The organism is Muribaculum sp. An289, from assembly GCF_002159555.1.
GTDB lineage: Bacteria > Bacteroidota > Bacteroidia > Bacteroidales > UBA932 > Merdivivens > Merdivivens faecigallinarum.
The window spans coordinates 1-18,755 of the sequence record NZ_NFIV01000002.1; the positions used below are offsets into that span (position 1 = coordinate 1).

An 18,755-nucleotide genomic window follows, 5' to 3' on the forward strand; every position below is an offset into this window, starting at 1 on the left:
GATAGTCTGGCAAAGATAAATTCAAATCGGCGCGCTCGTCCCATCCTTGTAATTACCTATACTTCAATATTTTCAAAGAACTTTTGCGATTTTTTACCGGACACTAATGAAAAAAAGACTTTCATCAGAAAGTCTCTCAATTATTTGCAATTTTTTTACCTCGCCAAAGTGTCAAACTCCCGGCGAATATCTGAAAGGTTTGGTGCTCTATGTAGAATAATTTTGGAAATATTAAAATTAGTATTAACTTTGCAATCCCATTCAAGGTGCTATGGCCGAGTGGTTAGGCAATGGTCTGCAAAACCATGTACAGCAGTTCGATTCTGCTTGGCACCTCTCTTTTTTCAGATTTACATTTTGGCAATCAGGTCTGAACTTTTGAACCAGCGGATAATTTGCAAAATGTTGATAATCAGTATTTTATTAAAATTACCCTGTCTTTTGAGAAGCGCTCATAAGAAGTTCATACTTAGCAATTTCCGGTTCAATTATCAAATTGCGCAAAACATTGCAAATCAATGAAAAATACTCTAAAAAGGAGGACTTTTCAAGTCCTCAAAAAGTCCTCCTTTTAGTCCACCTCCAGACTGCTCCGGAATGCCGTATTTTGCCATACCGGCATATACGAAAAAATCCTTGAAGTAGTTGGACTTCAAGGATTTGCGTTCATTTGCCAAATTGTTTGGCGGTGCGGACGGGGCTCGAACCCGCGACCCCCGGCGTGACAGGCCGGTATTCTAACCAAACTGAACTACCGCACCGGATTTTCCTGAACGGAGTTGCAAAGATAATCATTATTTCGATACTGACAAGGCGAATTTGATTTTATTTGAAAAAAATATGTGAGAGACAAATTCAAAAATGCATGGCAGTATCAGCGGTCGGAATGGGGGGACTGGCAGCCGGATATACGGTATCAGTCGCGGCGGCCGAAAAATGAAAAATGTACGTTCCCGTATTTCCTCTCTTTTATGAAACCCGGTTCCGAACTGAAAGAATAGGTGCCGGGATGTTCCAATATCAGTGTCCCGATTTCGCTTAAAAAACCTATCGCCCTGCCCGGTATGGTGTCAAGACCTTCTATTGCGTATGGGGGGTCGGCGAAAATGATATCGTATTTTCTTTTGCAGATGTCGAGAAAATCGAAAACATTGTGCCTGATGACGGTTATATTGTCGAACCCGAACTGTTTCGCCGTATTGCGGATGAAGGCGGCATTGGCGGGGGACATTTCAATGCAATGGATTTCACCGGCGCCCCGTGAAGCGAATTCAAAGGAAATGCTCCCTGTGCCTCCGAAAAGATCCAGTACCGAAAGCCCCTCGAATTCGTATTCATTCGAGATGATATTGAAAAGTCCCTCTTTCGCAAAATCCGTGGTCGGACGGGCTTCGTATTTGGCCGGGAGACTGATTGTCTTTCCCCTGTTTTTCCCTCCTATGATTCTCATTTCAATATTTCTACTCCGGAAAAATATCTGTAAAGGAGCATTTCCTGGTCATGTCCGAGGTTCTCCCTGAAATAAATCGTGGTTACTTCCGGATTTATCTGGAATTGTTTCAATGCGGAAAATATGAAATACATGGCGGTCGTAAAGTCCTGTGCATTGAAGGAGTTGCACAGTAGCAGCTTCCCGTCCTCCGCTATGGCCAGGCTCAGCAGGGAGTCCCTGTATGAAGCGATGACCCTGTTGTGGCAGGGGAGGCCGTACAGCTCTTCCAGCATCCAGTACATTTCAGGAAAAGGCCTGCAATCCGAAGGCAGTGAGGAAAGTATGGCTCTGAGCGGAGACCCTTCGCCGGGTATGGCATATACGAGCACGGCATCGGCAGGGGTTATCCTCGCGCATTCAACCTTTTCATTTTCTTCCGGCCGATCGTATTCGGCGAGGAGGTTTCGCAGAACCTTGTCTTTGTCCGCATTTTCCGTGTCCGGCATCAGTCCGGCAGGTATGAGGGTGCATCTGTGTGTCCTGTACGAAATGCGGTACTCCTTGTACGGATAGGAGAAGATTCGGGATGAGTACAGTTCCTCGATCTCGCAGAAATCCTTTTCCGAAACGGTCCTGCCGTCGGTGTCCGTTATTTTATAAGAATATCCATTCAAGAAGACTTGAATGGATATCCTGTATTTTTCCACGTATCCTGTGGTCATGTTATTCCCAGTTGCCGGCATTATTGTTAGGCGAAGTGATGCTGCCCACCATCAGGCCCGGATATTTTCCGGTGTCTTTCCTGTCGGCATCAAGATTGATGCGGAGCTGGTTGTCAAGCCCTTTAAGCAGGCTCTTGTAAGGCATGCATGCTTCGAACAGAGGCACGTCCACGCCGGAAACCTTGCTGATTACGGCATTCATTATGATTGAATCGCCGCTGAAAGGAATGAAAGCGAGGGAATCTATGCTGAAATTGGTCCTGCCTTTAAAAAGGGTATCCCTTACAGGAATCTCGGTCTCGATTCTGAATACGAGATTCTTGTCGCCCTTGTCGTACATGGCTTGCAGCTGTTCAGGCGTTATCCGAGGATTACGCTTTTTGATGGCTTCGGTGTGGGCTACGGCCGCAGAGTCGTCCATGGAACCGATTTGCTTGATAATCGAAATGTTACCGTTGTAATAATAATCCTTGAGAGAATCTATTGAAGAAGCAAAGCGGTCGTAGGTGCTTTTGTATGCTACCTGCAATGTCCTGATGTCTTTGAGCCTTTCGATGCCGACAGCTTCGCGCTGTTTCTGTTCCTTCTGGAAATTAACTGGTTTCATCACGCTGGCGACAATCAGATAAAGCAATCCCAAAATGAGGATCGGAAAAATAACGATAGTAAGTACTTTTTTCATTATTTATTGTAAATTTAATTTTGTTTCACAAAAGTCCCACAAAAGTATACATTTTATTTAGTTCCCGCAATATAATTTTTAATTTTGCACCCAGAAAAATTGTAATATGTTGAATATTCATGCTGAATCCGTCGCCGAACTGGTGAGAACCGTTGAAAACGGAAGGAAATTTTGTATCGTCGGCCACACTTCTCCGGACGGGGATGCGGTGGGTGCCTGCGTTGCCATGAGGGAATTCCTGCGAAGCCTCGGCAAGGAGGCCGTAATCGTATTGCCCAACCGTTTTCCGGCCTTTTTAAGGCATCTGGACCCCGAAGGCACTATCCTTCTGTACGATGCGGACAAGGAAAGGGCCGGCAGGGCGATATCCGGTTCCCAGGTCTTGTTTTGCCTCGATTTCAACAGTTTTTCCAGGACTGACGAGATGGCGGATGCCCTTGAAGCCTCTAAGGCAAGGAAAATCCTCATAGACCACCACATAGGCCCGGATGTCCGAAGTTTCGATCTGACACTTTCCATGACGGACATATCTTCTACGTGCGAACTGCTGTACCATATCCTGAAAATGTTTCCGAATGTAGGCGGGAACGCATCGCTTTTGCCTCCCCTTACGGCAGAAGCCCTTTTTACGGGCATGACTACGGATACGAACAATTTCGCCAATTCGGTATATCCTTCCACCTTTTCGATGGCTTCGGAACTGCTGGCGGCAGGAGTGGACCGCACGGCAATGCTTTGCAGGCTGTACAACCAGTTTTCGGAAGGCAGGCTGAGGCTGATCGGGGAACTGCTGAGGAACAGGATGAAGATAGTGGACGGGAAGTTTTCCTACATGATGCTCCCTTTCGGATTGCAGCACGAGTACGGGTATTCCAAGGGAGATGTTGAAGGGGTGGTGAACAGGCCGTTGGAAATCAAGGATGTGCTGATATCCGTGCTGTTCACTGAGGATAAGGATTTCGTGAGGGTTTCCATCAGGAGCAAGCCGGATGTGGATGTAAATGCCTTTGCGCGAAAATATTTTAACGGTGGCGGGCACAAGAATGCCGCCGGGGGCAGGCTGGAAATGGACATGGGAATGATTCCGGAATATTTCGCCGCTTCAGTGAGGGAGTATGCCATGCAGGCACATCTTTTGTAAAACAAATTTTTCTGTGCATTTGAAAATGAAGAGAGGAACGATAAGTATTTTGACCTTTGCGGCGGCCGTCCTTGCGCTGTCGCAGATTTCTGCATGTACGTCCCAGAGCCTTGAAACCACCTATGCCACTCTGGAGGAATCAATCGACAGGTACATAGCATCGCATTTTTCCGATTCCGTAGCATATACGATACACAGGAACGCCGGTTCTAACAGGGTAACGGTGAATCCTTCGGATTCGGCCGGATTCGAGATTCCCTCGGATACGCTGATGGCAGGAGGTACCGTCGTTTTCGATTACGCCCTGTATCTTTTCGGCAACTCGTTTCCTCCGCAGGATATGATAGCCGCCACTACGGAGGAACTCGCCGGACAGGGCGGAATATGGGGCGACTCAACTACTTTCGTTCCGGTGACGGTAAACCTGTCGGACAAGCATCTGCTTCCGGGCCTGAGGAACGGTCTGCTGGGAGTGTATGCAGGGGAGGAGTGCTACATCCTGTTTTCGGCGAAGTACGGCTTCGGCAACAAGGAAATCAATGCAATTCCGAAAATGTCGTCGCTGATGTATCATGTCTGGGTCCATAGTATAGAAAATTGAAAAATAGATTAAAATTATGAATATAAGAATCTTATCTCGTTTAGTATTGGCCGCGGCTCCGCTGGTTGCAGCAGTTTCGTGCGCAAAGGAGCCGACGGACAGCACATATTCTTCTTCTAAAAAAGTGCTTGAAGCGTGGCTCAATATCAATTATCCCGACATATCCCCTTCAGGTAGGGGCATATACGTAATCGATTCGCGGCCAGGTACGGGACAGGCCATGGACGATTCGTCGGTATATGTTTTTGTGGATTACAGCATTACGGATCTGGAAGGGAACTATGTCGAGACAACGGACGAAACCATAAACAGGCGCCTTGGCACATACGTGGCTTCCAATTATTACGGTGCAAGGGTGATGGTAAGAAAGGACGGACAGCTTTATGCGGGGGTCGAGGACATGCTCGACATGATGAACGTGGGGGGATACATGAAGGCCGTCATTCCTTCATGGTTCCTTAATTCGGATGTCTACGATGAGGTTGAGGAATATTATGCCAACGACCCGGGAGGAAGCCATTATATCTATGAGATATCCATCAAATACGCCACGGACGACATAGAGCAGTGGGAAAAGGATACCCTCGAAAGTTATTCGCGGAAATATTATGACGGGCTGGATTCGTTGATGGAAGGTTTCTATTACAAGGTCCTGAATGTCGGGACGGGGGATACGATTCCCAACGACTCCACTATATATATAAGGTATGTGGGAAAATTGCTGGACGGACATGTTTTCGATACGAATATCAGGGATACTGCGAAAAAATACGGTATTTTCGATGATTCGAAGGATTATGATGTCCCGGCGAAGGTAAAGATGTCCTCTTCCGCTTCTGGGATAACGCTGGAAAGCTCCACCGTGGTCACGGGATTCGGCGAAACCCTTTTCAGGATGGACAACAACCAGGAGGTGGTGTCTTTCTTCTCATCGGACATGGGATACGGTGCAAGCGGAAGCGGGAATGCGATTCCTCCGTACTCGCCCCTTGTTTTCCATGTGACAATAGTAGAATACGACGAATATGAATAGTCCGGGTGTCTCACCTACGGTTCTGGGGACGGAACCGATAGGAAAATTGTTGAAAACTTACGCCATACCGGCTATCATAGCGATGACGGCTTCGTCATTGTACAATATGATAGACAGTATATTCATCGGACATGGTGTCGGGGCTTACGCCATTTCGGGCATAGCCGTCACCTTCCCTCTGATGAACCTTGCGGCAGCCTTCGGCACCCTTGTCGGTGTCGGCGCCTCCACCCTGATTTCCGTCCTTTTGGGGCAAAGGAACTATGAGGCCGCGACGAAGGTATTGAGCAATACCGTGACCCTTTGTCTGATAGCCGGTATCGCTTTCAGTGCCGTGGCTCTGATATTCCTCGATCCGATATTGCTTTTTTTCGGTGCGAGTGAAAATACCATAGGGTATGCGAGGGACTATATGCGGGTGATATTGCTCGGCAACGTCATAACGCATCTTTACCTCGGTCTGAACAATCTCCAGAGGGCAATAGGGGAGCCCAAGAAGGCGATGGGGGCGACCCTTTTCACTGTCGTGCTCAATGTCGCCCTCGCGCCGATATTCATATTCACATTCAAAATGGGGACGGGAGGGGCCGCGCTTGCGACTGTGATAGCGCAATTGGTGGCCGCCGTGTGGGTTTTCTTCGAATTTACCAAAAAGACGAAAGCTGTCCATTTCGGGAAAAAGATAATCATGCTCGACCGCAGGATAGCCCGTGATTCGCTGTCCATCGGTTTTGCTCCGTTTCTGATGAATGTCGCGGCCTGCCTGATTGTGATTTTCCTCAATAAGCAGATGATGAAGTACGGAGGGGATTTGGCCATAGGCGCTTACGGCATAGTGAACAGGATAAGTTTCCTTTTCCTTATGATTGTTTTCGGTCTTAACCAGGGTATGCAGCCTATAGCCGGTTACAACTATGGGGCGAGACAGTATGCCCGTGTGAAGGAAGTCTTCTGGAAGACTGTCAGATACGCCATCGTGGTAATGAGTGTCGGCTTCATTCTCGGCCTTGCTTTCCCTAAGGCGGTGGCATCGGTGTTCACTTCGGATGCGGAGCTTATCCGTCTCTCGGCAATGGGCCTCACGATTACCGTACTGATGTTCCCGCTCGTGGCCTTCCAGGTCGTGACATCCAATTTTTTCCAGTCGATGGGCATGGTGAACAAGGCCATCTGGCTTTCGCTTTCGCGCCAGATTCTTTTCCTTCTTCCTTGCATTTTCCTTCTTCCGCACCTGTTTGCGGACAATCCGATACAGGGCGTATGGGCAAGTTTCCCGGTTTCGGACTTCTTTGCGACCATATTGGCGGCCATATTGTTGAAGGGCCTTATGAATAAATTTGATAAACTAAAGGACGGAGACGACCCGTCAATCCTCGGAGGTATTTGACATGAGTGATTTTTCATCGGAACATTATGTAATCAATATCGGGCGCCAGTACGGAAGCGGCGGCCGAGAGATAGCTTTCAAGCTGGGTGAGAGGCTCGGCATAAAGGCATACGACACGGAAATCATCACTGAGACCGCGAAACGGAGCGGGTTCAGCCCGGAGATTTTCAAGAAAAGCGATGAGAAGGTGAAAAAATTCTCTTTGTTTTCGGCCTTCAGCCACGGCATCCAGTATGAGAGCACAAACTTCATGGACGGGAACGAGCTGTTCCTTATCCAAAGCGAGACCATACGCTCGATAGCAAGGTCCGAATCCGCGATTTTTGTCGGAAGATGTGCGGATTACATCCTCAGGGACCATCCGAGGATAGCCAATGTCTTCATCAGTGCCCCTGATGAAGAAAGGGTGGCCAGGGTGATGAAACGCAGGAATATTTCCGAGGCGGAGGCGAAGTCGCGGATAGAGCAGACCGACAAGAAAAGGGCCGAATATTACAATTATTACACTTTCGGAGAATGGGGAGTGGCGCATACCTATCATTTGTGCATAGATTCGTCCGTCCTCGGCATCGACGGGACTGTGGATTTCATATTGGATTTTATCGATAAGAAAATAAGTATTCGTCAATAGCCGGCTATGAAATCGGGAAGGAATTTTCGTGGAATAGCCGTAATCCTGATAACCGCCGCAACCGTTATGGCTGCTGCGGCGGTTTTCCTTTTCAGGCACGGAGCCGGAGTTGCCAGGGAAGATGCGGACGACCTGCCGGTCCCGATATCCTTGAACGATACTCTGGACAATTCGTTTTCCGAACTTCCGGAATTCGAAAAGATGGACAGGAAAATCAATTCCTGGATTAAGTTCTGGGATATAAAGGGAGTGTCTTTGGCCGTGATGAGGAATGATTCCCTGCTTTTCGCAAAAGGCTACGGATGGGCAGACAAGGAGCAGTATGTGCGCATGCAGCCCTACCATCTTCTGCGCATAGCTTCCGTCTCCAAACTTATTACGGCGACGGCCGTGATGAAGCTGAAAGAACAGGGCCTCATGCCTTTGGATACCCTCGTTTTCGGAGAGAAAGGCATCCTGAGCGATTCCCTGTATTTGGAAGCCTCCGACCGGCGTTATTACGACATTACCGTGGAGCATCTGCTCCGCCATCAGGGAGGTTTCACTTTGAGCAGGGGGGACCCCTTGTTCTGTACTTCCGAAATAATCCGCTGGGAGCATCTCGATTCCCCACCTACTACCGAGCGCCTTGTCAAGTATATTTTAAGCAGGAGGCTCGGCTACAAACCGGGAACGTGGCAGAAATACTCCAATGTTGGCTACATGTTCCTTTCGCTTGCCATAGAGAAGATAACCGGAATGCCTTACGAACAGTATGTCAGGGACAGCATACTTGCCCCGGCCGGCTGTTACGATATGTGGCTCGGGAGGAATTATTATGCCCAGCGGCATCCCGGAGAGGCAAAATACTATATGCACAAGGATGCGCAGCCTGTCGAGGATTTTCACCTTGACGGTACGATGGTGCAGAAGTGCTATGGCGGCAGCGACTTCGAGAAGCTGCTCGGTGCGGGCGCCTGGGTCGCTTCGGCTTCCGAACTTGCCCGTTTCGTGGCTTCCATTGACGGCTGCGACGTGATTCCGGACATAATTTCCCCTGAGAGTGTGGCCGAAATGACCGAATATATGGGCTCTTCCGTATTCCCGATAGGGTGGGCGGACATCCGCCGTAACGGAGAGTGGTACCGTTCCGGAACGCTTTCAGGCACGAGCGTCCTTGTAAAATACTATCCGGACGGTTACTGCTGGATACTCATAACCAATTCAAGTACATGGAAAGGCTCCATGTTCTCCAAAGACATAAGCCGCCTTTTCAACCAATTGTCCCGTACCGTTGAAGAATGGCCGGAGAGGAATCTTTTCGAGCTTCAGGAGGGGAGTCTGAACAGATAAAAACAGGAAGTCGTGAAAAAATTCCTGATCCATGGGAGTTTTCCCATGAATGCGGGCAGGAGTCTCGGTCGGAGGCCGAATTTTATCTCGTAATGCGGATTTATGAGCCAGAAACGCCTGTCGAGCACGGCCGCCTTGTGTTTTTCCAGCAGCTTTTCGAACAACTCTATCGGGGTGCGGGTTTGTTTTATCGAGAGCAGTTCCGTTATGCATGCCTTGTCTTCCCCCGCGGCCTTCAGAAGGGCTGCGTAAACGGTTGCCGGCAGGAGATGTATGAACGGCAGGTGGGACAGAATCCGGTTCCTGCATATCTGCTGATGGCCCCCGAACGGCATCTGCCATGCAGGGAATGCCATGAAAACAAGCCCTCCGGGCTTCATGTATCTTCCGAGATTCGACATGAAGGTCTCCTTGTCCGGGATATGTTCTATTACATCATGGCAGACAATCAGGTCGAAGCCGTTTTCGAATTCGGTTATCTTGAAAATATCGGATGCAATGAACCTTCCTTCTGCCTTTTCCTCCCCGAAAAACCTTATCGCATCGGAGATTTTGTTTTCAGCGAGGTCCACCCCGGTCACGGAACATCCCAATTCGGAGAACGGAAGGAGGTTTCCGCCTTCCCCGCAACCTATTTCGAGGATTTCCATTCCTTTTTCCGGTTTTATGAAAGCCGATATGTAGGGAAGAAAATATTTTTTGCTCGTCGCGGCGAGTTCATTGAAATACAATTTTCTGTCAGTTTGTCTCCGTTGCATCTGTTCTCAGTTTTCAAATTGATTTGTAACTTCAAAGATACGCATAATGAAATTCTTCTTCAAGCAGTGGCCATGAAGGGTCGGGGACGTGTTCCCTTTCCATTACGGCCCTCAGGCGCGTGGCTATGCGGCGGTATTTTCCCGAAATGTTTTCTTCGTCAAGCAGGTTCCTGTTTTCTCCCGGGTCGTTTTCCAAATCGTACAGTTCCCAAATCGAGCCGTCCGGGGATGAGGCACGTAATCTGATGAGTTTCATGTTTCCCGAGATGACGGCCTGTTTTCCTCCTTCTTCCTGGAACTCGAAATAGAGCCATTCGTGTTCTTTTTGCCGGCCTTTCCCGGTAAGTTCCGGAAGGATGGAAATGCCGTCCGATGCCGTTTCCGAATCCGGAGCGCTTCCTCCGCAGTTTTCGAGTATCTCCCTGAAAGTCGGGATAAGATCCCAGAACGCCATTGTATGCCCGCTTTCGCTTCCCTGTCCGATGATTCCGTTCCATACGGCGATGAAAGGAACCCTTATGCCCCCTTCGTAAAGGTCTCTCTTATAGCCGCGGTAGATTCCGTTGCTGTCGAAAAAGTCCGGGTCGGCACCTCCTTCTTTATGCGGGCCGTTGTCGCTGGCGAAAATTATGAGAGTATTGCCGAGTATGCCTTTTTCTTCGAGTTTGCCTACTACCTGTCCTACATACATGTCGAGCCTGTAGACCATTGCGGCGAAGGTTGCCCTCGGCTCAGGCTGCGAGCAGTATCCCCCTTTTCTGAATGCCGGGCCCGAATCGCAGCCCTTGTAAGGCGTTTCCGGATATCTGCCGCTGAATTTTTCAAGGATTGAATCTTCGGGGACAAGCAGTTCCGCGTGCGGAAGTACGTAAGGGAGGAACAGGAAAAACGGATTTCCGGCATTGGTGTCTATGAATTCCAAGGCCTTTTCATGTATCAGGTCCTGGGAATAGGTCCCGAATCCCCCGTCCGCATTGTCTTCGAGGATGATTTTCCTGTCATTTTCCCAAAGATGGTCGGGATAATAATTGTGTGCGAGCAGCTGGCAGTTGTATCCGAAAAATTCGTCTACTCCTTGTGCGGAAGGGTCTCCGACGGTCCCCGGGGCTCCGAGCCCCCATTTTCCGAAAACTCCTGTCCTGTAGCCGTTTTCCTTAAAAAGCAGGAAAATATTTTCCATTTCCGGAAGCGGGAACTGTCCTTCCGGCGGGGTTTCGATGTTTCCCCTGACAGGAGCGTGCCCTGAGTGCAGTCCTGTCAGCAGGCATGCCCGCGACGGAGCGCTGACCGTTGTTCCGGAATAGCACCTTGTAAAGCGCATCCCCTGTGCGGCAAGGCTGTCGATATTCGGGGTTTCGAAGCGCTTCTGCCCGTAGCAGCCGATATCGCCGTATCCGAGGTCGTCTGCAAGGATGAAAACCACGTTCGGCCTGTTGTCCTGTCCTTGAATCGGCTCCGCTGTCTGCGCCGTTGCGTTTTCCGCGATTGCCGGGCAGCCCAGTGCAAGACTTGTTATGACTATTCCTTTTTTCATGCTCCGTTATTCTGTTTTCAGTTTTCTGCTTTCAGTTTTTCCAATCCACGGGACAAAGATATGAAAACTTTGACAAGCCCGGATAATTAATCTGTTAATGCATAAGGACGATTCGCCCTCGGCTGTACCGGTACGGCCCGACGGTAAATCCCTCCCACGCACAAGTGCGCGGGCCCCTCCCGTTCACGAGGCCACGGGCGGCCACGCCGTAAGGTCGTACCGGTACAGCCGAGGGCCTTGAACCCTTGATGTACTTTTGCCTTGAACCCCTGATGCGTGGAAATATGGCAATTTTTCCGTAGTTTTGCCGTTATGGGAAAAACTTTCAACCTTGAGTACATTTTCGAAGACGGGCGTTTTGTGCAGTCCCGTCCGTTCTCGCTGATGCTTAAGCCGGTAGGCGGTGCCTGCAACCTTGATTGTGCCTACTGTTATTATAAGGGAGGGCATCTCTCGGGGAGAATGGACATGGGCCGGCTGGAAGCGGTTTTCGAGAATTACGGCTCATCCCAGCCTTCCGGAGCGCCCCTGACCTTTATCTGGCATGGGGGAGAACCACTTCTGGCGGGCGAGGAATATTTGCGTGAGGCAATAAGGTTGCAGAAGACCCTTTTTTCAGGCTTCGGCAGCGGTCCAAGGCAGGTGCTGAATATCCTTCAGACAAATGCCACGGCCGTTACCGAAAGCCTCGCTTCCTTTCTTGCGGAAAACGGTTTCCTTTGCGGGGTGTCGGTGGACGGACCGGAGATCCTGCATGACACTTCCCGGAAAACCTTGTCCGGTGACGGTTCATGGAAGCGGACGATGCGCGGAATAAGGCTGTTGCAGGATGCCGGCGTACAGGTCAATGCCATGGTGGCCGTCGGGAAGCACAATGTCGCCTATCCTGCACAGGTTTACGGTTTTCTGAAAGATGCGGGGCTCGGGTACATTCAGTTTCTACCTGTTGCGGAGGGCCCTTCAGGCTGGCTCGAAGGGGAGGATTGGGGGGATTTCCTGTGCGGAGTCTTTGATTTGTGGAAGATTTCGGACATAGGGAAGGTTTTTGTGAATTATTTTGATAACACGCTTGCCCTGCATGTCGGCATGGAGCCGGATTTGTGCGTTCTTGCGCGTACCTGCCCTCCGTGTCCTTCTGTCGAAGCCGACGGCGCCGTATATGCCTGCGACCATCTGTCCCGTCCTTTGGGTGGAAACATGCTGGAGGGGGCGCGGCTTGCCGAAATCATGTCTTCTTCACAGGAATATTCGCATGAAACGGAAAAATATCTTTCGCTTTCGGAAAAATGCCGCTCCTGTCCTTACCGGAGGCTGTGCAACGGGGATTGTCCCGTCCACAGGACTGTCCTGCTTGAAAACGGTGAGCGGATATCTTCGTTATGTCCCGGATATAGGAAATACTTTGCCTACACCTACGATTTTTTCGCGGAGTGGGCGGCTTCCATCAGCATCCGTTGAGAAACAGCCTCTTAAAAATTTTTCAATGGTTATTTGTGACATTTTCCGGAAAATGTTTCCGAAATGACTTTGTCCATAAGTATGTCGTGGGGCTCTTTCGGAACCGAGCCGACAAGCTGGTAATCGAAGCAGATGCCTGTTTTCCTGACATTGCTTCCGGCCAGCAACCTGTCGTAAAAACCTTTTCCCCTGCCCATGCGTCCTCCTTCACGGTCGAAGGCCACTCCCGGGACAATGACAAGGTCTATCTCGCCGATGGCTACTTCGCGTGCCCCTGTTTCAGGCTCGGGAATCGAGTAGGATTCTCCTTCATGCATTTCTGATATTCCGGTAAACTGTCTGATTATCAAGTCGTCTCCATTGACGACCGGAAGGAAGACGTTTTTCCCCGAGGCTGCCGCCCTTGTCACGAGGCCGTGGGTGTTGACTTCATCGGGCAAAGACCAGTAGCACAGTATGTTCCGCGCTTCTATGTATTCGGGGCTTTCCTCCAGGTTGGCTATGACTTTTTCAGACCTTGCGAGCCTTTCTTCCATGGGGCATTGTTTTTTCAGCCCCGATATCAGTTTTCTCAATTCTTTCTTTTCCATCGCTGGATTCCTGTGTTTGTTAAACAGCTTCTAAATTCCTATGATATTGCGTGTTATCCACCATGCGGCTATGACTGCCAGGATGACGGCAATCGTTTTCGGACTGTTTACCGCCGCATGGAATTTGGGATGTTTTTTCCTTCCGGCTTCCGCTGCGGCAATCACTCCGATGGCCGGAATCGAAGCCACAAGAAGCCCGTTGTATCCTATCGCTTTGGCTATCTGTCCGTGCAGCAGTGCATGTATGGCCCTTTGGGAGCCGCATCCCGGACATTGAAGGCCGGTGAGCGCATGAAACGGGCATTTCGGAAACAGGACACTTTTTTCAGGGTCTGTAGTCGCAAAAATAAAAACCGCCGCTGCAACGAAAACGATGGCAGCAGTCCATAAAATCCCCCGTTTCGTAATCGTCATTTATACAGTTATGCCGCTCAGGGTAAGCAAGCTTATTCCGAATATATAATAGAGCAGCAGGCAAATCAGATAAAAGCCGCCACCGAATAAAAATGAAGCTATCGTCCAGTTTCTGGCTATCCGGCTGGCCCTTTCGGCTTCTTCATAACGGCCTGCCTCGTAGTTGGCGCTGACCTGCGCGGCGTAGACTATGCCTACGATTCCGAAAGGCAGGCAGCAGAAAATCGTGGTAAGGATTGAGGAGGCCAGCCATGTCTTGGGACGGGGTGGGGCGTTGTAATACCTGTTGTTGTTTTGTTCGTATATTTCCATGATAAGATGTGTTTTTTACCGACTGCTAATTTAGGAAAATTTTTTGAAAAATATGCTTCCCCCGGTTCGGTACTGCCGTCCGGCATGTCATGAAACCCCGAAAACATCCTCGGGGTGTGTTCCGAATGGCTCTATGTGGACGACTATGTCGTATACTTCCGGAATGCTTTGACGGATGTTTTCTTCTATCCGGTTCGCCATGGAATGCGCCTGCGACAGGGTCAGGTTCCCGTCGGCTTCCACATCGAGGGTTATCATGTATTTTCCTCCAATGCTCCTGGACCTTATCCTGTGCGGGTGGCTGACACCCTCGACTTTGGCAGTGGCATCGACGATTTTCTGGTAGACCGAGACATCCTTTACCCCGTCCATCAGTTCTACGTTCGAGTCCATGAAAATCCTTATCGCCGACCAGATTATGAAGCAGGATACGATGATTGCCGTGACCGAATCGAGTACGGGCATCCCGAGTATGAACGAGAAGAACAGGCCTGCAAGTACGCTCAGCGAGATAATCATGTCGTTCCGCATGTTTATGCCGTTGGCTATGAGCATCTGCGACCCTGTCTTTTTCCCGACTTTCGTCTGGTAAAGGGACAGAAGCAGTTTGCAGATTATCGAGGCGGCCGTGACATAGATTGCAATCATCCCGGGCATGGGCCTCTGTCCTTCGGAAAACAGACTTTTAATGCCGGAGATGAACATTTCCGCGCCGGCGAAGAAAATCACCATCGAAAGTATTTTCGTGGCAATCGATTCGGCCTTTGCATAGCCGTAGGCGTATTTCCTGTTCGGCTTCTTCCCCATAATCTTGGCTGTGGCAATCATTACTATCGATATTGCCACGTCCGAAGCCGAGTCTATTCCGTCTCCTATGACGGCAATGCTCCCGCTGACGAAGCCGGTGACGATTTTCGCCGCTGCGAGTACCCCGTTGCCTATTGTGCTGACGTATGATGCCCTGACAATCTGCTTTTCCATGGTGCAAATATAAGAAGTTATTTAAAATTTTTTCAAAAGTTCTTTGTGACCCCATTCCGGCATCTTTCCGCTATTTTTCCGGTATTTTTGCCGTAAAATAGCGCTGCTATTCTCTTCAAAAAAACGGCAAAAACCTACACGGAAGTCTGTCTCAAATTTTCTGAGAAAAAATTTTAAGCAGCTTCCAAATAGAAGCCGTGAGCCTCGTATTCGGGGAAAGTGGGGGGGGAAGTGCCACTGATTCGCGGAAAAATGGTTCACTTTCCCCGGAAAAACAGCGAAAATGGCGGTAAAATCAATATTTTCGAGGGGAAAGTGCACCGAAAAAGCGGGAAAATGGTTCACTTTCCCTCATCAGGCCGAACCATGCCATTGCTTGTTAGTCATATCGTATCTACACCTCACAGTTAGCTATCATTCTTGTAATATATTGATATTCAATATTTTACCAAAATTACCCCTGCGCTTGGGTGCCTCGTGAAGTACCCAAAAGCAGCCCGTGTTTTTGCAAGTTATTGAATATCAATCATTTTTAAAAAGCCTGGGTGGACGTGGGGTGGAAAAATATGTCGATAGAATCCGTGAGTTCCTCTTCCGGCCATTTTCGGCAGAGATGCTGTTTCTTTGCTCGCTTCAAAAAAGTTCCTTGTTTTACGAAAACTTCTTTCCGCGCTGAAGTTCTTTCCGCACTGAAGGTCGGCCTGATGCCGAGGCTATGGCCGTATTTCGGCTGCACCGCAGACCTCGGTGGATATTTCGCCTATCCAGCCCGCTTTGGCATTCACGCCCGTGCATATCTTGATGAAGTCGATGTATGCGAGCCTTGCCGGTTGGCCGTCGAAGGTTACAGCATCGCTGATTCTGAAACGGTTGGTACTTGCATTTCCTTCGGCCGATACCCCGTAGCCGTCGGCAATTCCGTCCCTGTCGACAGGACTGTAATTGTCGGCATATCCCCATTCGTATTCATGGTTTATCCAGTAGTTGGGGGAGGATTCCTCGGTATTTGGGGCGAGCCTTGTGCCTGTCAGAGTGTATGAGCCGGCCTTTACCCATCCGGGATAATAATAATCCTGCGTGTGTACCCCTGAAATATAGTCTATGGTTCCGGTATTCCCGAGATTGTCTTCCCATTGTACCGGCATCTGCGGGGCCGATGGTCTGTAGTAAGTCACTTCATAGTCGTTAAGGGTTCCAGCTTTTCCGTATTCGCTTCCCTTCAGTTCGTACCAGATGTCATTCGGCAGGCCGTCCCCGTTTTCATCCTGCATCACCCAAACTATTCCGGGTTCTGAAGAACCCTGGTAGGAGTTTCCGGTAATGCCGAAATCGTAGTCTCCCGAATTTTCTATACTGTGGTCGAATCCTAAGACGATATATCCTCCGAAGCCGCCGAGCGAAACGTATTTTCCTTCACTCAGCCTGCTTTCGGCGTATGCTGTGGCTTCATCCATGGTTCCGGCATTGAAGTCCTCATTGATGAACTGTCCCGGTGCAGGCATGTATTCGTAAACTCTGTCCCACAGCAGATTTCCGGTGGCAGGCCTTTTATATGTGCCTTCAGGCGGGCATACTATGACTGCAAGTGTCTTGCTGACAGTCGTATATGAGTTAGACATCGTAATGACGGCCGTATATGTGTCCTGTTCCGAGGCAGTGTATTCCGGAGCGGTGAAAACATATTGCGGCGCATCGGAAGACTGTACTTCCTCGCCATTTATTTTCCAGGTATAGACAGCGTCTTCCGCGTTCTTTATGCCGAAAGGCACAAGCCTGATGCGCCTGCCTGAGGAAACATAGTACGTATCTTTTTCGAAGTTCCATTCGAAAGGTATGTCGGCCGGGTCAAGCACATTGACTGTGAATGATTCGGAGTCGCTCCCGTCCTCATTGCCTACCGTGAGCGACATGGAATATGAGCCGATTCTTTCCCCTGTGAAAACATAACTCTTCTCCGAGGATACTTCTTTTCCGTCCAGAATCCATGAAAATGCGGCGTTCTCACCGTTTTTCACGACAGGAACGATTTCAAGCGAGCCTCCGACAGGGATATTGTATCCCCCATCGGGAACATTCAGCGATATTACTGGAACCTGCCGGCTTGCCACGTCTATGCGTATTTCTTCCGAATCGCTTCCGGAATTGTTCGTTACCGTCAGCATTATATAGACACTTCCTGGCTCTTCGAAGGTGTGCGAGAAGATTTTATCGGTTGATAGCAGAATCCCATCCGACTCCCATTCGAAAGAGGCGCCCTCGCCGTTTTCCACCGCAGGCTCTATCGTTATCTCCTTTCCGGCCTTTGCCGTGTAGATGCTTTCGGCAAATTTTATTACCGGAGGAAGGCCTCTCTTTTCGGTGCACGACAGTGACGTAAATACTGGAACGGACAGGAGCAAGGCCTTTATAATGAATGCTATGTGGTTTGACTGTTTCATTTTTCTGTAATCGTATATTTTTTCTAAACGTATATTTCTGCTAATCGTATATTCCGGTAAACGTTTATAAATGTTTAAAAACGGTTATTTCAGGGAATGTGTGGTGAAAACGATGTGTGCTGGGATGTCCCCTGTCGTGACGGCCCATTTCCAGCGGCCGTCGAGGGTGAAGCAGTGGAGGGTTCCCGGGCTTACGTAATCCTTTGCATCCGTCACGAAAAATTCTCCTGAGCTGCGGTTTACGGCTATCCCGTATGGAATCCTTATCTGGTTTTCCATGCCGTCTTTAATGAAATTGCGGGTTACGATGCTCTTTGTGGCCGTGTTCCATATCGCGTAAGATATTTCATTCCTGCCCGTAATGTAATTGTACTCGGAACTGATGACGAAGAGGGAGTCTCCGGCAAGCGCCATTGAGCTGTTGGGCAGGAGGTCGAGCGTATCCGTCACCCTGTCCGTCCGCGTATCGATTATGAAAGTCTTGGATTGGATGGTATAATGGTCTCCCCGCGAGGATACGTAAAGGTTTCCGTAATTGTCCGGCTCTATCTTGTCGAGGTTTATGCCGACGTTTATCTTGTACATTTCTTCGAATGTGTCGAGATTTATGACAGAAATAGTGCTGTCGTAATCCGGTGCCCGGTATCCGCCGGAATTGGCGACATACAGTTTGTTCCCGACTACCGCCATTTCTTCGGGCTGGTAACCCACTATGCACGAATCGACTATCCGGAGCGAGGCCGTGTCTATCTTTGCGACGAAGCCTATCCTCGCATCGGTCGCTATTTCGACGGGCCCGGCGTATGCGCTTACGTATGCGTAGCCATCGTTGAACGCGACATAGCGGCAGTTAGGTATGGCTATTTTGGAAAGATGTTCGGCGGTAGAGGCATCCATGACCTCCACGTAGTTTGAACAGTTTATCACCGCCCACAGTTTCCCACCGTATATTTTCAGGTCGTTCCCGACATCGCCGAGGTCCTTCACTTCGTTGGGATTGCGTTCTCCGTAAATATTCCTGTGGTAGGTGCCGTCTTCATACCCGTAATAATCCAGGGAGGCCTTGTTGCTGCCCATATTCCCTTCGTTCAGCAGGAAAAACCCCCTTATGTCTCCGCTTATACTGTCCCACGGGTTTATGACGATTTCTTCGCCCGGCAGGATATAGTCCGGTTTCCTGCATGAGAAAACTACAAGCATTATCGCCGTGGCGGCGCATATTCTGATGAAACCTGTTTTCCTTCGCATTTTATAGTGTTCCTGTATAATGATTTTAAACTTAAACGTTTTTGCAATATCCGGTAAAATC

General features: G+C 49.4%; 18 protein-coding genes and 2 tRNA genes. 8 read left to right on the plus strand and 12 right to left on the minus strand.

Features of this window, described 5'->3' with window-relative positions; all coding sequences use genetic code 11:
* Window positions 1–265 precede the first annotated feature (265 nt).
* Window positions 266–336: transfer RNA gene (locus tag B5F83_RS01525), tRNA-Cys, on the plus strand.
* A gap of 347 nt (window positions 337–683) precedes the next feature.
* Here B5F83_RS01525 and B5F83_RS01530 read toward each other — a convergent pair.
* The 4 genes from B5F83_RS01530 to B5F83_RS01545 form a co-directional block, all read right to left on the minus strand.
* Window positions 684–761, minus strand: a tRNA-Asp gene (locus tag B5F83_RS01530).
* A gap of 155 nt (window positions 762–916) precedes the next feature.
* On the minus strand, window positions 917–1,450 hold the full coding sequence (locus B5F83_RS01535; RefSeq protein WP_087275404.1) for an RsmD family RNA methyltransferase: 534 nt from the start codon (window positions 1,448–1,450) through the stop codon (window positions 917–919).
* A complete protein-coding gene (locus B5F83_RS01540) occupies window positions 1,447–2,154 on the minus strand; it encodes a DUF3822 family protein (protein ID WP_158094123.1) in 708 nt (235 codons plus the stop codon). Before B5F83_RS01540 ends, B5F83_RS01535 begins: the two co-directional genes overlap by 4 nt.
* Window position 2,155: 1 nt before the next feature.
* Window positions 2,156–2,836, minus strand: a complete 681-nt coding sequence (locus B5F83_RS01545; RefSeq protein ID WP_087275402.1) for a hypothetical protein — start codon at window positions 2,834–2,836, stop codon at window positions 2,156–2,158.
* 106 nt (window positions 2,837–2,942) lie between these two features.
* Here B5F83_RS01545 and B5F83_RS01550 point away from each other — a divergent pair, with 106 nt between their 5' ends.
* Genes B5F83_RS01550 through B5F83_RS01575 form a run of 6 tightly spaced genes read left to right on the plus strand, consistent with a single transcriptional unit; the run spans window position 2,943 to window position 8,961 of the window.
* Entirely contained in the window at window positions 2,943–3,977 is a 1,035-nt protein-coding gene (locus tag B5F83_RS01550) for a DHH family phosphoesterase (RefSeq protein ID WP_087275400.1), read from the plus strand.
* A gap of 25 nt (window positions 3,978–4,002) precedes the next feature.
* Window positions 4,003–4,578, plus strand: a complete 576-nt coding sequence (locus tag B5F83_RS01555) for an FKBP-type peptidyl-prolyl cis-trans isomerase (RefSeq protein ID WP_158094124.1) — start codon at window positions 4,003–4,005, stop codon at window positions 4,576–4,578.
* Window positions 4,579–4,594: 16 nt separating this feature from the next.
* Window positions 4,595–5,611, plus strand: coding sequence for an FKBP-type peptidyl-prolyl cis-trans isomerase (locus B5F83_RS01560; protein ID WP_087275396.1), 1,017 nt, complete (start codon window positions 4,595–4,597; stop codon window positions 5,609–5,611).
* Window positions 5,604–6,998 (plus strand): MATE family efflux transporter, encoded by a 1,395-nt coding sequence (locus B5F83_RS01565; protein WP_087275394.1) that lies wholly within the window; start codon window positions 5,604–5,606, stop codon window positions 6,996–6,998. The genes B5F83_RS01560 and B5F83_RS01565 overlap by 8 nt, the downstream gene beginning before the upstream one ends.
* Window position 6,999: 1 nt before the next feature.
* Window positions 7,000–7,629, plus strand: coding sequence for a cytidylate kinase-like family protein (locus B5F83_RS01570; protein ID WP_087275392.1), 630 nt, complete (start codon window positions 7,000–7,002; stop codon window positions 7,627–7,629).
* A 6-nt stretch (window positions 7,630–7,635) separates the two neighbouring features.
* A complete protein-coding gene (locus tag B5F83_RS01575; RefSeq protein ID WP_087275390.1) occupies window positions 7,636–8,961 on the plus strand; it encodes a serine hydrolase domain-containing protein in 1,326 nt (441 codons plus the stop codon).
* On the opposite strand, the gene B5F83_RS01580 is transcribed toward B5F83_RS01575, so the two are convergent.
* Both B5F83_RS01580 and B5F83_RS01585 read right to left on the minus strand, forming a co-directional pair.
* A complete protein-coding gene (locus tag B5F83_RS01580) occupies window positions 8,937–9,719 on the minus strand; it encodes a class I SAM-dependent methyltransferase (RefSeq protein ID WP_087275388.1) in 783 nt (260 codons plus the stop codon). The two genes, B5F83_RS01575 and B5F83_RS01580, sit on opposite strands and share 25 nt — an antisense overlap.
* 31 nt (window positions 9,720–9,750) lie before the next feature.
* The gene (locus B5F83_RS01585) at window positions 9,751–11,253 is read right to left on the minus strand and encodes an arylsulfatase (protein ID WP_087275386.1); all 1,503 of its coding nucleotides are present in this window, start codon (window positions 11,251–11,253) and stop codon (window positions 9,751–9,753) included.
* A gap of 312 nt (window positions 11,254–11,565) precedes the next feature.
* Between B5F83_RS01585 and B5F83_RS01590 the strand changes: the two genes are divergently transcribed.
* On the plus strand, window positions 11,566–12,711 hold the full coding sequence (locus B5F83_RS01590; protein WP_087275384.1) for a radical SAM protein: 1,146 nt from the start codon (window positions 11,566–11,568) through the stop codon (window positions 12,709–12,711).
* A 29-nt stretch (window positions 12,712–12,740) separates the two neighbouring features.
* On the opposite strand, the gene B5F83_RS01595 is transcribed toward B5F83_RS01590, so the two are convergent.
* The 6 genes from B5F83_RS01595 to B5F83_RS01625 all read right to left on the minus strand — a co-directional run bounded on the left by B5F83_RS01595 (window position 12,741) and on the right by B5F83_RS01625 (window position 18,694).
* Entirely contained in the window at window positions 12,741–13,301 is a 561-nt protein-coding gene (locus B5F83_RS01595) for a 5-formyltetrahydrofolate cyclo-ligase (protein ID WP_087275382.1), read from the minus strand.
* A 30-nt stretch (window positions 13,302–13,331) separates the two neighbouring features.
* Entirely contained in the window at window positions 13,332–13,715 is a 384-nt protein-coding gene (locus B5F83_RS01600; protein ID WP_087275380.1) for a DUF2752 domain-containing protein, read from the minus strand.
* Window positions 13,716–14,027 carry a CD225/dispanin family protein gene (locus B5F83_RS01605; protein ID WP_087275377.1) on the minus strand — a complete coding sequence of 104 codons (312 nt, stop codon included), beginning with the start codon at window positions 14,025–14,027 and terminating at the stop codon, window positions 13,716–13,718.
* Between the two features lie 87 nt (window positions 14,028–14,114).
* Window positions 14,115–15,008, minus strand: a complete 894-nt coding sequence (locus tag B5F83_RS01610; protein WP_087275375.1) for a cation diffusion facilitator family transporter — start codon at window positions 15,006–15,008, stop codon at window positions 14,115–14,117.
* Window positions 15,009–15,721: 713 nt separating this feature from the next.
* On the minus strand, window positions 15,722–17,446 hold the full coding sequence (locus B5F83_RS01620; RefSeq protein WP_087275373.1) for a PKD-like domain-containing protein: 1,725 nt from the start codon (window positions 17,444–17,446) through the stop codon (window positions 15,722–15,724).
* Window positions 17,447–17,530: 84 nt separating this feature from the next.
* Complete coding sequence (locus tag B5F83_RS01625; protein WP_239383794.1) at window positions 17,531–18,694, minus strand: DUF5074 domain-containing protein; 1,164 nt, start codon at window positions 18,692–18,694, stop codon at window positions 17,531–17,533.
* Between the last annotated feature and the right edge of the window lie 61 nt (window positions 18,695–18,755).

Excerpts from the sequence above, each read along its gene's own strand:
- B5F83_RS01535 (WP_087275404.1), bottom strand. The coding sequence starts at position 1,450 with ATGAGAATCATAGGAGGGAAAAACAGGGGAAAGACAATCAGTCTCCCG.
- B5F83_RS01540 (WP_158094123.1), bottom strand. The coding sequence starts at position 2,154 with ATGACCACAGGATACGTGGAAAAATACAGGATATCCATTCAAGTCTTC.
- B5F83_RS01545 (WP_087275402.1), bottom strand. The coding sequence starts at position 2,836 with ATGAAAAAAGTACTTACTATCGTTATTTTTCCGATCCTCATTTTGGGA.
- B5F83_RS01550 (WP_087275400.1), top strand. The coding sequence starts at position 2,943 with ATGTTGAATATTCATGCTGAATCCGTCGCCGAACTGGTGAGAACCGTT.
- B5F83_RS01555 (WP_158094124.1), top strand. The coding sequence starts at position 4,003 with ATGAAGAGAGGAACGATAAGTATTTTGACCTTTGCGGCGGCCGTCCTT.
- B5F83_RS01560 (WP_087275396.1), top strand. The coding sequence starts at position 4,595 with ATGAATATAAGAATCTTATCTCGTTTAGTATTGGCCGCGGCTCCGCTG.
- B5F83_RS01565 (WP_087275394.1), top strand. The coding sequence starts at position 5,604 with ATGAATAGTCCGGGTGTCTCACCTACGGTTCTGGGGACGGAACCGATA.
- B5F83_RS01570 (WP_087275392.1), top strand. The coding sequence starts at position 7,000 with ATGAGTGATTTTTCATCGGAACATTATGTAATCAATATCGGGCGCCAG.
- B5F83_RS01575 (WP_087275390.1), top strand. The coding sequence starts at position 7,636 with ATGAAATCGGGAAGGAATTTTCGTGGAATAGCCGTAATCCTGATAACC.
- B5F83_RS01580 (WP_087275388.1), bottom strand. The coding sequence starts at position 9,719 with ATGCAACGGAGACAAACTGACAGAAAATTGTATTTCAATGAACTCGCC.
- B5F83_RS01585 (WP_087275386.1), bottom strand. The coding sequence starts at position 11,253 with ATGAAAAAAGGAATAGTCATAACAAGTCTTGCACTGGGCTGCCCGGCA.
- B5F83_RS01590 (WP_087275384.1), top strand. The coding sequence starts at position 11,566 with ATGGGAAAAACTTTCAACCTTGAGTACATTTTCGAAGACGGGCGTTTT.
- B5F83_RS01595 (WP_087275382.1), bottom strand. The coding sequence starts at position 13,301 with ATGGAAAAGAAAGAATTGAGAAAACTGATATCGGGGCTGAAAAAACAA.
- B5F83_RS01600 (WP_087275380.1), bottom strand. The coding sequence starts at position 13,715 with ATGACGATTACGAAACGGGGGATTTTATGGACTGCTGCCATCGTTTTC.
- B5F83_RS01605 (WP_087275377.1), bottom strand. The coding sequence starts at position 14,027 with ATGGAAATATACGAACAAAACAACAACAGGTATTACAACGCCCCACCC.
- B5F83_RS01610 (WP_087275375.1), bottom strand. The coding sequence starts at position 15,008 with ATGGAAAAGCAGATTGTCAGGGCATCATACGTCAGCACAATAGGCAAC.
- B5F83_RS01620 (WP_087275373.1), bottom strand. The coding sequence starts at position 17,446 with ATGAAACAGTCAAACCACATAGCATTCATTATAAAGGCCTTGCTCCTG.
- B5F83_RS01625 (WP_239383794.1), bottom strand. The coding sequence starts at position 18,694 with ATGCGAAGGAAAACAGGTTTCATCAGAATATGCGCCGCCACGGCGATA.